This window comes from Vibrio metschnikovii CIP 69.14 (genome assembly GCF_000176155.1).
In the GTDB taxonomy this organism is placed as follows: Bacteria; Pseudomonadota; Gammaproteobacteria; order Enterobacterales; family Vibrionaceae; genus Vibrio; species Vibrio metschnikovii.
Window position 1 is genome coordinate 985,235 of the sequence record NZ_ACZO01000006.1, and the last position, 12,646, is coordinate 997,880.

The following is a 12,646-nucleotide window of genomic DNA, read 5'->3' on the forward strand; positions in this document are numbered from 1 at the left end:
TAAGCCTCTGGATTACTTGAATTGTTTAAGGAAACGCAGGTCGTTTTCGAAAAACGAACGTAGATCGTTCACGCCATAACGCAACATCGTTAAACGCTCTACTCCCATACCAAAGGCAAAACCTGAGTACTGCTCAGGGTCAATACCGACACTGCGCAATACATTAGGATGAACCATACCGCAACCCAGTACTTCTAACCATTTACCGTTCTTACCTTTCACATCCACTTCAGCGGAGGGCTCGGTAAAAGGAAAATAAGATGGACGGAAACGCACCTCAACTTCTTCTTCAAAGAAGTTGCATAGAAAATCGTGTAAAATGCCTTTAAGTTGAGCAAAGTTAACCTTTTCATCGACCAACATGCCTTCGACTTGATGGAACATTGGCGTATGAGTCTGATCATAATCATTACGATACACACGACCTGGAGCAATAAAGCGGAACGGTGGTTTACCGTTTTCCATCGTGCGGATCTGTACGCCAGAAGTGTGAGTACGCAGCATCAAATCAGGATTAAAAAAGAAGGTATCGTGATCGGTACGCGCCGGATGATCGGCAGCAATATTTAACGCATCAAAGTTATGGAAGGCATCTTCAACCTCAGGGCCAGACTCAACGCTAAAGCCTAATTCACCAAAAAAGTTTTCGATGCGTTCAATCGTGCGAGTGACTGGGTGTAAACCACCATTATCAATACGGCGACCAGGTAAAGTCACGTCAATCGTTTCAGCCGCCAACTTCGCTTCTAATTCGGCGCGTTGTAAAGCATCTTTACGCAGTGAAATCGCTTTTTGTACGGTTTCTTTGGCAACGTTGATCTCTTGACCTGCGGTACGACGCTCTTCTGGTGGTAATTTACCTAGGCTTTGCAGTTGAGCCGTTAGCTCACCCTTTTTGCCCAGATAATGAACACGCACTTCATCCAGTGCAACTAACGACTCCGCAGCATCAATAGCTGCTGTCGCGTTAGCAATAATCTGTTGTAGATGTTGCATTGTTTCCTCGTCTGCTGATGCGCAGTTTCCTTAAGGCACCCGTGAGGGAATTAAGGGATTCTTGGGGTTTTTAGTAAGCTGTACATAGTAACGAAAGCCGCTGTCAAAGCCAAATTGAAATCACATTTCCTTCATTTTTTGCGTGTTTATTCATCGCTAACTCATCAAGTTAGGTACTTGCAAAATAACTTTTAGTTATAGTGATTTTGTCATAAATTGATTTTGTTCAAATGACGCTGCCCGTTATGGTTAGAACCACAAAGATTATAACCAGAGGTTGATGATGCCATTAACAATTTTACCCATTGAAGCAGAACACGACGCTGCAATTTGCCAAATTATTAAACAAGTCGGTGCTGAATTTGGTGCGGTCGGCGAAGGTTTTGGACCTGCTGATGAAGAAGTTTTAACTATGAGTAAGTACTACACTCAGGATAGGCATAGCCTATATCTTGTTGCTCTATTAGATAATGATATTGTTGGAGGGGGTGGAATAGCACCTTTTCAAGATAGTGGGAGTATTTGCGAATTAAAAAAGTTGTTCTTACTAGCCAAAAGCCGGGGTTACGGCGGCGGAAGAATCATCGCCGAACGCTGTCTCGAATTTGCTAAATCTCAAGGGTTTCAGTACTGTTATCTTGATACCCTTTCTAGTATGTCTTCAGCTATCACATTGTATGAACGATTAGGTTTTGAGCACCTATCAAAACCTCTCGAAGGTACTGAACATGGTGGCTGTGATGTTTGGATGATGAAAAAGTTATAATCAGGATACTATGCATAACTATAAATTGCTGCCGACCCTATATGCCCTATTAGAGACCAAAAATCTCACTGATGCAGCTAAAAAACTGAACGTTACTCAACCCGCTATCAGCAAAACGCTTAAACAACTGCGCGAAGAGTTTCAGGATCCGTTACTTATCAGGCAAGGACAGCAATTTATATTAACCAAACGGGGAGAATCATTACTGGTACTTCTCCCCTCCGTATTTACACAACTGGAACAACTTTATCAACCTGCCGATTGTGAAGTGCATAAAATTCAGCGGCCATTTAATCTCGCGCTCAATCATTTTATTTCACCAGATATTCTGCCCCAACTTTGCCGAGAATTTCATCAGCAAGCCCCCAGAGCTAGACTCAATACAACACTATGGCAAGATCGTGCACTCAGCGAGTTAGCCGAAAGCCAAGTAGATTTACTCGCCACATTATCTGTTATTGTCCCTGAAAACTTACATGGTAAAAAATTAGCCAGTGATCAGTATGTCGTCTGTCGTTGGTCACAGCATATCGAGCAAAATACAACACTCACACTTGATGACTACTTTCGAGCAAGGCATATTTTAGTCAGTGGACTTCATACGGAAAGCTTACAAGTTGATACGTTATTTCAACGCTATCGAAAAAAACGTCGGATCTTTGCCACGTTACCTTCAATTCGTCTTGCCATTGAAACCATGATTGGTACCGACTGCTTGGTTACGTTACCATTACATATCGCCGCTCAATATGCCCAAGGGCACCCAGTGACCCTTTTTCCTACGCCTTATGAGCTGCCTCAGCACGATTATTACTTACTTTGGCATGCAAAACACCATCACTCACTTGAACATCGCTGGTTTCGTGAATTCTGCTATCAGTTTTTTAAACAAGATATCAAAGACAAACAAGATATTGGCTACTCACTACTGGTCTCTTAGTCAATGCTTGTGTACTCCAGTATTGAATAGGTTTCCTAGGCTATAGTTCAATCAATCGGACATCAGCAAATCTGAATATGATGCTATCTATTAAAACGTAAGTCTTTTTCAACAGAAAACAGTTAACATAAAAAAAGCCCAACCATTTCTGGCTGGGCTTTTTTATTTTGGAGCGACACACGAGGTTCGAACTCGTGACCTCAACCTTGGCAAGGTTGCGCTCTACCAACTGAGCTAGTGTCGCATTAAGCAAGTGACGTTATCACGTTGCTCTTTATAAATGGTGCCCCGGGCCGGACTTGAACCGGCACGACTCGAAAGTCGAGGGATTTTAAATCCCTTGTGTCTACCAATTTCACCACCAGGGCACACTAATTTTTTAATTTAGCACCGCTTTTGCCGTGCTAATATAATCTGGAGCGACACACGAGGTTCGAACTCGTGACCTCAACCTTGGCAAGGTTGCGCTCTACCAACTGAGCTAGTGTCGCAATGGAGGCGCGTCCCGGAGTCGAACCGAGGTTCACGGATTTGCAATCCGCTGCATGGCCACTCTGCCAACGCGCCTTCGAAACTCAAACCGCTTGCTTCTTTATCGCGTTGCTCTTGAGTACGGGATGCATTCTACGGATTCGATGCGATCAGTCAATAGAATTTTTTTGCTTTTTGAATCGTTTGATTACTTTGCATTCAAAAATGGTTTTTTTGTTTATTTTTTTAGCAAAAAGTCTCTATTTATCCAGAACATAACGAGCAAAAATCCATTTTTATGAGGCTTTTGATTAGCCTTTATCGAACAATAATCGACGATCATTAATCAACAAGAAACGCGTTATTAAAAAATAATCGCAGCCAAACCCAATCGACCTCTAGATCGTTGGTGTTTAAAAATAGAAAAACGGGCCGATGCCCGCTTTTCTAATGATGTTCTTCATTTAGCAAATCATTTTTCGCCGCTGCTAAATATTGCGCCATTGACCAATACGTTAAAATGGTCGCAATGTATAAGGCAATGAATCCTAACCACACCATCCATTGGTCATAACGCCAAATCAAAATCCACAATGCAAACATTTGACTGACGGTTTTTACTTTACCAATCCAAGAAACGGCCACACTAGCGCGCTTACCGATTTCAGCCATCCATTCTCTTAATGCTGAAATAATAATTTCTCGCCCAATCATGGTCACCGCGGGGATGGTTATCCATATTGAATGATAATACTCGGTGATCAAAATCAGCGCAGTAGCGACAAGAACCTTATCAGCAACCGGATCAATAAACGCACCAAAACGCGATGTTTGGTCAAGCTTCCTCGCCAACATGCCATCTAACCAATCGGTAAAACCAGCCACAAAAAAAATCATTGCTGCAGCAAAAGGAGACCAGCTATAAGGCAAATAAAAAACAACAATAAAAACAGGGATGAGAAAAAGTCTCAATAACGACAAGATGTTAGGAATATTTAAACGCATAATGTTAGGCTCTGATCAATGGCGCGTTAATGGTGCTGCATTTTGACTATGGTTTCAATGCCTGATAAATAATTTCTGCTAAAGAGTGACTAATACCCGGCACCTTGGCGATTTCTTCAACAGTCGCACGCTTAATTTCTTGTAAGCCTCCCATGTATTTCAATAAAGCTTGCCGACGTTTAGGCCCCACGCCTTCAATCCCTTCTAACGTACTGGTACGTCGAGTTTTACCTCGTTTAGCACGATGTCCGGTAATAGCGTGATTATGGCTTTCGTCGCGAATGTGTTGGATAAGGTGTAATGCAGGCGCATCACTGGGTAAATGAAACTCATCGCCCTCAGTGGTGATTAATGTTTCAAGGCCAGGTTTACGAGTAATCCCTTTTGCTATACCAATCAATTGTGGCCGCTTCGGCCAATCTTGCCAACATTGAGTAATGATCTGTAACGCGCGATTGAGCTGACCTTTACCACCATCAATAAATATCACATCCGGAATTTTATCCACATCCAATTGCTTTGCGTAACGACGCTCTAAAGCTTGGGCCATGGCCGCGTAATCATCACCGCCAGTAATTCCAGTGATATTAAAACGGCGATATTCTGCTTTGATTGGCCCCTCTTGATTAAATACCACACAAGAAGCAACCGTACTTTCTCCCATAGTATGAGAGATATCAAAACATTCCATACGAGCTATATTCTCTATACCTAATACACGCTGCAGCTCATTAATACGCTGCTGAATGGTCATCTTGTGATTAAGCTTACTGGTCATCGCGCTCAATGCATTGGTATTTGATAACTTCAAGTATTGGCCACGTGTCCCCGTCGGACTCACATGAAAATGAACGTTATGCCCAGCTAATTCACGCAACGCCAGCTGTAATGGTTTGGTCTCTTTTAATAACCCCTGATTAAGAATAATTCGACTCGGAACCACTCGGCTATCAGTATGATTAAGATAGTATTGGCTTAAAAAACTTTCGAAGACTTCTTGCGACTCGGTATTGGCTGGGATTTTTGGAAAAAAACTCCGACTCCCCAAAACTTTACCTTGGCGAATCATCAAAATATGGATACACGCCAACCCTTTTTCTTGCGCAAAACCAAGCACGTCCAGATCATCTTGTGAGTCTTCAGCCACAAACTGCTGTTCCTGCACACGGCGAATCGCTTGAATTTGGTCACGAAACTTTGCTGCATCTTCAAAACGTAAAGCCTGACTGGCTTGTTCCATTTTCCCGATCAACATTTCCAGTACTTGTTTATCTTTACCTTGTAAAAATAGCCGCACACAGTTCACCAACTCGGCATAATCCTCATCATTGATCAAACTCTTCACACAAGGGGCTGCACAACGGCCGATTTGATACATTAAACAAGGGCGAACACGGTTGCTGTACACGGTATCTTCGCATTGCCGCACTGGAAATATTTTTTGAATCAAGTGCAATGTTTCTCGCACCGCACCAGAATCTGGATAAGGACCAAAGTACTCGCCTCTACGCTTTTTTGCACCGCGATGCGCAGAGAGACGAGGATGCTTGTGCGCACTGATGAAGATATAAGGATAAGATTTATCATCCCGCAACAACACATTGTATTTAGGTAAATACTGTTTGATGTAGTTATGTTCGAGGATCAACGCTTCGGTTTCAGTATGAGTAACCGTGACGTCAATTTTATTGATATGACTGACTAAAGCTCGGGTCTTTTCACTGTCGACTTTACTACGAAAATAGCTAGACAGTCGTTTTTTAAGATCTTTGGCTTTACCAACATAAATCACCTCAGCCTCAGTGTTATACATACGGTACACACCGGGCTGATGGGTGACATTTTTTAAAAAGGAAACAGAATCAAAATCAGCCACTACAACTTCTCTGTATCGAGCATCCCATGTCGAATGGCTAAATGAGTTAACTCAACATCCCCGTTAATATCTAGCTTGGCAAACAAACGATAACGATAGCTATTGACTGTCTTTGGACTAAAATTAAGTTGCTCAGAAATATCGGTTACTTTTTGGCCTTTAGTGATCATCATCATGATTTGTAACTCACGTTCTGATAGACCAGCAAACGGATTTTCAGAGGCGGGTGAAAACTGGCTTAATGCCATTTGCTGAGCGATTTCAGGAGAAATATATCGCTGGCCGCTATTCACAATACGAATAGCATTCACCATTTCATCAGGCGCGGCACCTTTGGTTAAATAACCAGCCGCACCAGCTTGCATCACTTTGGTTGGGAACGGATTCTCAGTATGAATAGTAAGCACAATGATTTTTACGTCTGGATTAAAACGTAAAATCTTCTTAGTGGCTTCCAATCCACCAATACCGGGCATATTCATATCCATTAATACAATATCAGTGTGATTACTACGACACCATTTTACTGCATCTTCACCGCTATCCGCTTCCCCTACTACGTTCATTCCACGGACGTCTTCAATAATACGTCGTATCCCTGTGCGAACCAGCTCGTGATCATCTACAAGGAAAACATTGATCAAACTTGTATCTCCACACTTATCTATTCGCTCTGCACTTTATCATATTAAAGATGCAGCATGGCTGCTTAGTCTAACCTAAATGGCTAGCTCGCTGCCAATGAATATGTGCTGAAAGCACACGTTTGGCAAGTATTTCTTTTACAAACTGTGCAGTTTAATAGGCAATTAAGCTCTCATTAAAACGTTTCTACTCAACACCATAAATCACTAACATGAAACCTTTATATCTCTTTAACAAGCAACGTGTAACAACCCTAAGCGAATCTAATTAGACAGACCAGTATACCCTTCCGACTTGAAGCTGCAGCAGTGTTGGCTACGTTCATTAACCCCAATCATAGAGTCTGTCTATGCTCATGGGGATGAACTCACTTTCCGCCTACCTGCAACTCCAAGTTGTTTGGGTATAATTGCGTGGCTGAAGAATGTATTGACGTTATTCTCAAATACTATGAAGGTAATTAAAAAATAGACATCCTCATTTTATAAACAGGCTTAATACTGAACAAAGATCACACAAAACACCCACTTTTTGAGAGTCATTCGTAACTTTCGATTGAAAATGCAGTCAATTTCATATATTTATAAGTCCCGTCAATCAATTCCATAATACGCACCGTTTATTATCAGCTCACTGAGTCACCACTCATGCTCGATTTATATAGGTAAAGCGCTTTGGGATATTTTGATATTAAAACGATAATCTTAAGGATATAAAAACATGAAAAAACTATTCGCAGTGGCCGCTCTTGTAGCACTTCCTTTTTCTAACGCAGTAATGGCAGACTCTGATATTGGTTGTGGTGTCGGCACCATGATCTTTGATGGTAAGGAAGGTAAAGTGTTTAAAGTACTTGGTGCCACCACCAACGGTACTTCTGGTAACCAAACCTTCGGTATCACTTTTGGTACACTAGGGTGTGATGGCACTGGCACAATTAATTCCGCACAAAAACTTGCGCTATTTATCGATGGTAACCTTGATAACCTTGCACGTGATATCGCACGTGGCGAAGGCGAAACACTAGCAACACTTTCTGAAGTTTGGGGAATTCAAGCCTCTGATAAAGCAGCGTTTAATCAACTAGCAAAAGAAAATTTTGCCAACGTTTTCCAATCTGAAAACGTGACTTCACAAGAAGTATTTACTAATCTAAATACCTTAGTTGCTCAAGATCAAGCCCTTGCTGCTTACACTATCTAATCGCTGATTCCTGACCAAAGCAAAAGCCTAATGGCTGAGTTTTAGGTTGATGAATAAGCTACCTATAGAGTGCCCGATAAGGGCACTCTTTATTTATTTTCGTCCCCCCAAAGAACACGATAAGTATGAGACTTTCTGCTAGACATTACTGCCATTGGCGCTCCTTAGGGTTCTTTTTACTCAGCGTAGTATTAACTCGCCCCGCCTTCGCCAGTTCAGAACTGAACACGATGGATCTCGCCACACACCCTTATTGGCTAAAATTAGGTCACTATCTGCCTCGATGGGGAGGATACCGCAGCACCATCGATTCAACGCCATTTTTCCTTGCTCAAGACGGTAAAATTAATCCGCAAGCCGAATTACAGGCGACATTAGATACGCTTTATCATTCCGACCCGACCATAGCAGAGCAAGCTCGCTGCACTTATCCGGCACGTTATACATGGATAGAATCACAATTAGGCCGTACAGCTCAGCTTAATTGTCCAGAATTAGACAATTGGCGCACCGTGCTCGATCCGGCAGGGATGACTTTGGTCTTTCCTACTGCGTTTATGAATAATCCCTCTTCGATGTTTGGTCATACTCTGCTCCGGATTGATGCGAAAGATCAAACTCGTCATCAAGAGCTGGTCGCGTTTGCGATCAATTTTGCCGCCGAACCCGAAGGCAATGACAATCCCGCGTTATATGCGATGAAAGGTTTGTTTGGTTTTTATCCGGGCAGATTTACTGTGATGCCTTATTATCGCAAAGTGCGTGAATACAATGACATTGAGTCACGTGATATTTGGGAATACCCCTTGAATTTAACTGAGCAAGAAGTCGAACGAGTACTGCTGCATTTATGGGAAATGCAATTAGCCGAGTTTGATTACTATTTCTTGGATGAAAACTGCTCTTACCAACTGCTCGCTTTATTAGAATTGGCTCGCGATGATCTTTTTTTAGTGGAAGATTTTCCTTTTCAAGCCATTCCATCGGATACCGTCAACGCCTTAGCCAAACGCGGCTTGATTGATACCCCACGTTATCGGGAATCATTCGGTACTCGTTTAATCCATCAATCACAGCAAGTCTCTCCAGAGCTTTTTCAAGCAGCAAAACTGGCGACACAAGGTCAGTTTCCTGACCCTAACCAGTTTAACGATCAGGAATTAGCCACGATTTATGAATTTGCTTATGAATGGCTCAATTTTCAATTGTATGATCAAGGCTTAGAACGCGATCCAACAGCTCAGCGACTAACCAAATTATTACGACTGCGTAGCCAAATCAACGCCCCATCACCTTTTGAGCCCGTACCGATACCGGCTTTTTCTCCTGAACAAGGGCATGGTTCGGCACGACTCGGCATCGGTGGGCAGTATTGGCATCATACACCATCAGCGTTAAATCTTGAGTGGCGCGCCGCCTATCACGACTTATTAGATGCTCAGCAAGGTTTTATTCCTGGCGCACAAATTAGCTTTTTGGATCTACAATTAAGTCAAGATCAACATAACACCACACGTTTAGAAAAGTTGTATCTGCTTGATGCCATGACAGTAGCGCCAAATCACAATCTATTCTCTAGTGCATCATGGAATATGCGACTTGGTTTTGATCGCCAGCCAAGCCAGCAACAACGTCAAGGACGGTGGTTTGTGCAAGGTGGTTATGGTCAGGCATGGGGTGACCCCAATAACTTACACAGCTATGGATTAGCCTCACTGGCATTCAATCATGGTTCACTGACCGATTATCGTCTTACCACCGGTGTGGGGATGGAAGCAGGCGTCCTCTGGCAAGTGGCAGACAAGCACCGTTTAGGGTTACAGGGACAATACTTGGCTTTATTGAATAGCGCTGCCGATCATCATAGCCAGATTAATTTGACGTGGAACTGGAGTCTTGCTCGTCATTGGGCACTGCGCAGTGAAATTCGCTATCAGCATTGGCAACAAGAAGAAATGAGTGCAAAAATCACTGGTTATTTTTATTACTAAGCGCGACAAGTAAATCGCAGTGACCCATTATAATAATGTTCACTTTAGTTTAGAAATATCATGAACTTGGTAAGGTCCACTATCGGAAAAACCTCAAATTACACCGACCTCAACGCGTCCTGACGCGAATAGCAGAAGATGGTATTATCTTCTGCTATTTTTTAGGTATCCCCAAACGACTTGATGTTACAGGTAGACGACAAGTAGCAAAGGAAGATATCTTCTGCCTAAATACTGCCATCAATAAGGTTGACTGTGACTCTCGAATCAGGTTTTGTCCTCACCCGCCAAGCAAAAGATATCAACGGTAAAAGTCACATTGAGTTGTGGCTGGCGACAAATCAAGGGCCAACACAGTTGATTATCGAGGGCGAACAAGCGGTGTTCTTTATCGAACAAACGCAGATTCAAGCTTGCCAAGCCATCGCCAAACAACAGCAAATAACCGTTGATATTCGGCCTCTTGAGCTTAAAGACTTTAACCAACAGTCACTGGCAGGTTGTTATTTTGCGAGCCATTATCAAGCATCCAAACTGGCTCAAGCGCTCCACCATGAGAATATCATCACTTTAGAAGCCGATATTAAACTGGCGGATCGCTATTTAATGGAACGATTCATTCAAGGCAGCCTTGAGTTTACCGGCACCATAACCCACTACGGCGACTATCGCCAAGTCCGTCAAGCAAAATGCCGACAAGCCGACTATTTACCACAACTCCATGTGGTTTCATTAGACATTGAATGCTCAGAGAAAGGCTTACTCTACTCCATCGGCCTGCATAGCCCCATCGATAGTCGTGTGATCATGGTCGGCCAGCCACAGTCCGCTGAAACCACCATCCAATGGGTGGCCGATGAATATCACTTACTGAGTGCTTTAGTCGATTGGTTTCAACGTTACGACCCAGATGTGATCATTGGCTGGAATGTGATTGATTTTGACTTTCGCTTACTGCATAAGCGTGCCGAGTGGCATCAATTAAAGCTGAAACTTGGCCGAGCTAAGCAGGCCAGTTACTTTCGATCGGCTGCGCAAACGAACCAAGGGTTTATTACCATTCCGGGACGCGTAGTACTGGATGGAATCGATACCTTGAAGACGGCGACCTATCAGTTTCGTTCTTGGTCTTTAGAAGCCGTGTCCCGTCAACTGCTAGGAGAAGGTAAAGCCATTACTCAACCGCATGATAGAATGGAAGAAATCAATCGACTTTACCGGCAAGATAAACCCCAGCTCGCTCATTATAATCTGCAAGATTGTATTTTAGTCGAGAAGATTTTCCAGCATACCCATTTATTAGACTTTGTTATCCAGCGCTCTCGATTAACCGGATTAGAGTTAGATAGAATTGGCGGTTCAGTCGCCGCGTTTACAAACCTCTATCTTCCTCAACTCCATCGTGCAGGTTATATCGCGCCCAACCTACACTCGGAAAACTGGATGGCTAGCCCAGGAGGTTACGTAATGGACTCTCGTCCTGGCTTGTATGACTCGGTCCTGCTACTTGATTTTAAAAGCCTTTACCCCTCGATTATCCGCTCGTTTTTAATTGACCCTTTAGGGCTGATTGAAGGTCTAGCCCTTGAGGCCGGCAATAAACCACATCAAGCGGCCGCTGGATTTCGTGGCGGCCAATTTCATCGTCAGCGCCATTTTCTGCCAGCCATGATCGAAGCACTGTGGGCCGCTCGGGATATTGCTAAGCAAAACAACGAACCCGCCTTTTCGCAAGCGATCAAAATTATTATGAACTCCTTTTATGGCGTACTTGGATCATCTGGCTGCCGGTTTTTTGATACTCGTCTGGCTTCAAGTATTACCATGCGCGGCCACGAAATCATGAAGCAGACCAAAACCTTAATTGAGGCGCAAGGTTATCAGGTCATTTATGGTGATACCGATTCAACCTTTGTTTCATTAGGTGGCGCATTTATCCAAACACAAGCTGACAAAATCGGACGTGACTTGGTCTGGCACATTAACCAGTGGTGGGCAACCCATCTTCAGCAAGCCTACGGATTAAGTTCTTTTTTAGAGCTGGAGTATGAAACTCACTACCGCAAGTTTTTAATGCCGACCATTCGTGGCTCAGAAACGGGGTCGAAAAAGCGCTACGCTGGCCTGATTGGTGAGCCCGGTGCGGAAAAAATGGTGTTTAAAGGCTTAGAGAGCGCCCGCAGTGATTGGACGCCTCTTGCCCAACGTTTTCAGTCTGAACTGTATTGGATGATATTTCACGATCAGCAGCCAGATGAGTATATTCGCACGACCGTTGAGCAAACGTTAGCTGGAGAGTTTGATCAGCAGCTAACCTACCAAAAGCGCCTGCGACGCAAGCTGCACGAGTACCAAAAAAACGTGCCTCCTCAAGTACGCGCCGCTCGCCTAGCAGATGAAATCAATGCGCGTTTAGGTAGAGCTTTACAATATCAAAATAAAGGCACGATTGAATACTGTATGACACTTAATGGCCCTGAACCTAAGCAGTACTTATCCAGCCCTATCGATTACCAACATTACATTGATAAACAACTCAAACCCGTTGCCGATGCGATTTTGCCTTTTATTAACCGTCAGTTTGAGCAAATCACCGCCGCGCAACTCGGGTTATTTTAATAACCCGAGTTCATATAATAGCCCCAAAAATTAACGCATTTCCCATCTCATTATTCTGAATAAGAAAATAATTAACATTACCCTTTGTAAGGGAATAAAGCTTTTATATAGAAAAAACGAAAGCCTATTAAGAT

The 12,646-nt window shown here is 43.2% G+C and carries 9 protein-coding genes and 4 tRNA genes; 5 read left to right on the forward strand and 8 right to left on the reverse strand.

Translation table 11 applies throughout. The features are described 5' to 3' along the window. Positions 1-12: 12 nt before the first annotated feature. A complete protein-coding gene (gene pheS / locus VIB_RS07855) occupies positions 13-996 on the reverse strand; it encodes a phenylalanine--tRNA ligase subunit alpha (protein WP_004395419.1) in 984 nt (327 codons plus the stop codon). Positions 997-1,279: 283 nt separating this feature from the next. On the opposite strand from pheS, the gene VIB_RS07860 reads away from it, so the two are divergent. Together VIB_RS07860 and VIB_RS07865 are read left to right on the forward strand one after the other, a co-directional pair. Then, positions 1,280-1,762, forward strand: a complete 483-nt coding sequence (locus tag VIB_RS07860) for a GNAT family N-acetyltransferase (protein ID WP_040904846.1) — start codon at positions 1,280-1,282, stop codon at positions 1,760-1,762. 10 nt (positions 1,763-1,772) lie between these two features. After that, positions 1,773-2,702: a LysR family transcriptional regulator gene (locus VIB_RS07865; RefSeq protein ID WP_004395420.1), complete on the forward strand. Its 930-nt coding sequence runs from the start codon at positions 1,773-1,775 to the stop codon at positions 2,700-2,702. Positions 2,703-2,870: 168 nt separating this feature from the next. Here VIB_RS07865 and VIB_RS07870 read toward each other — a convergent pair. From VIB_RS07870 to uvrY, 7 genes are all read right to left on the reverse strand, one after another. Continuing rightward, a tRNA-Gly gene (locus tag VIB_RS07870) sits at positions 2,871-2,946 on the reverse strand. 37 nt (positions 2,947-2,983) lie between these two features. Next, positions 2,984-3,070, reverse strand: a tRNA-Leu gene (locus VIB_RS07875). A gap of 47 nt (positions 3,071-3,117) precedes the next feature. After that, a tRNA-Gly gene (locus VIB_RS07880) sits at positions 3,118-3,193 on the reverse strand. A 2-nt stretch (positions 3,194-3,195) separates the two neighbouring features. After that, positions 3,196-3,269: transfer RNA gene (locus tag VIB_RS07885), tRNA-Cys, on the reverse strand. Positions 3,270-3,620: 351 nt separating this feature from the next. After that, positions 3,621-4,178, reverse strand: coding sequence for a CDP-diacylglycerol--glycerol-3-phosphate 3-phosphatidyltransferase (gene pgsA / locus VIB_RS07890; protein WP_040904360.1), 558 nt, complete (start codon positions 4,176-4,178; stop codon positions 3,621-3,623). 46 nt (positions 4,179-4,224) lie between these two features. After that, entirely contained in the window at positions 4,225-6,054 is a 1,830-nt protein-coding gene (gene uvrC, locus VIB_RS07895; RefSeq protein WP_004395422.1) for an excinuclease ABC subunit UvrC, read from the reverse strand. Then, the gene (gene uvrY, locus VIB_RS07900; RefSeq protein ID WP_040904361.1) at positions 6,054-6,698 is read right to left on the reverse strand and encodes a UvrY/SirA/GacA family response regulator transcription factor; all 645 of its coding nucleotides are present in this window, start codon (positions 6,696-6,698) and stop codon (positions 6,054-6,056) included. Before uvrY ends, uvrC begins: the two co-directional genes overlap by 1 nt. 721 nt (positions 6,699-7,419) lie before the next feature. Here uvrY and VIB_RS07905 point away from each other — a divergent pair. From VIB_RS07905 to VIB_RS07915, 3 genes are all read left to right on the forward strand, one after another. Then, complete coding sequence (locus tag VIB_RS07905; protein WP_004395424.1) at positions 7,420-7,902, forward strand: DUF3015 family protein; 483 nt, start codon at positions 7,420-7,422, stop codon at positions 7,900-7,902. Between the two features lie 125 nt (positions 7,903-8,027). After that, the gene (locus VIB_RS07910; protein ID WP_004395425.1) at positions 8,028-9,893 is read left to right on the forward strand and encodes an Lnb N-terminal periplasmic domain-containing protein; all 1,866 of its coding nucleotides are present in this window, start codon (positions 8,028-8,030) and stop codon (positions 9,891-9,893) included. A 255-nt stretch (positions 9,894-10,148) separates the two neighbouring features. Beyond that, positions 10,149-12,512 (forward strand): DNA polymerase II, encoded by a 2,364-nt coding sequence (locus VIB_RS07915; RefSeq protein ID WP_004395426.1) that lies wholly within the window; start codon positions 10,149-10,151, stop codon positions 12,510-12,512. The last annotated feature ends 134 nt before the right edge of the window (positions 12,513-12,646 follow it).

What these genes read in the sequence shown, in the direction of transcription:
- pheS (WP_004395419.1), bottom strand. Translation starts at nt 996, where the DNA reads ATGCAACATCTACAACAGATTATTGCTAACGCGACAGCAGCTATTGAT.
- pgsA (WP_040904360.1), bottom strand. Translation starts at nt 4,178, where the DNA reads ATGCGTTTAAATATTCCTAACATCTTGTCGTTATTGAGACTTTTTCTC.
- VIB_RS07910 (WP_004395425.1), top strand. Translation starts at nt 8,028, where the DNA reads ATGAGACTTTCTGCTAGACATTACTGCCATTGGCGCTCCTTAGGGTTC.
- VIB_RS07865 (WP_004395420.1), top strand. Translation starts at nt 1,773, where the DNA reads ATGCATAACTATAAATTGCTGCCGACCCTATATGCCCTATTAGAGACC.
- VIB_RS07860 (WP_040904846.1), top strand. Translation starts at nt 1,280, where the DNA reads ATGCCATTAACAATTTTACCCATTGAAGCAGAACACGACGCTGCAATT.
- VIB_RS07905 (WP_004395424.1), top strand. Translation starts at nt 7,420, where the DNA reads ATGAAAAAACTATTCGCAGTGGCCGCTCTTGTAGCACTTCCTTTTTCT.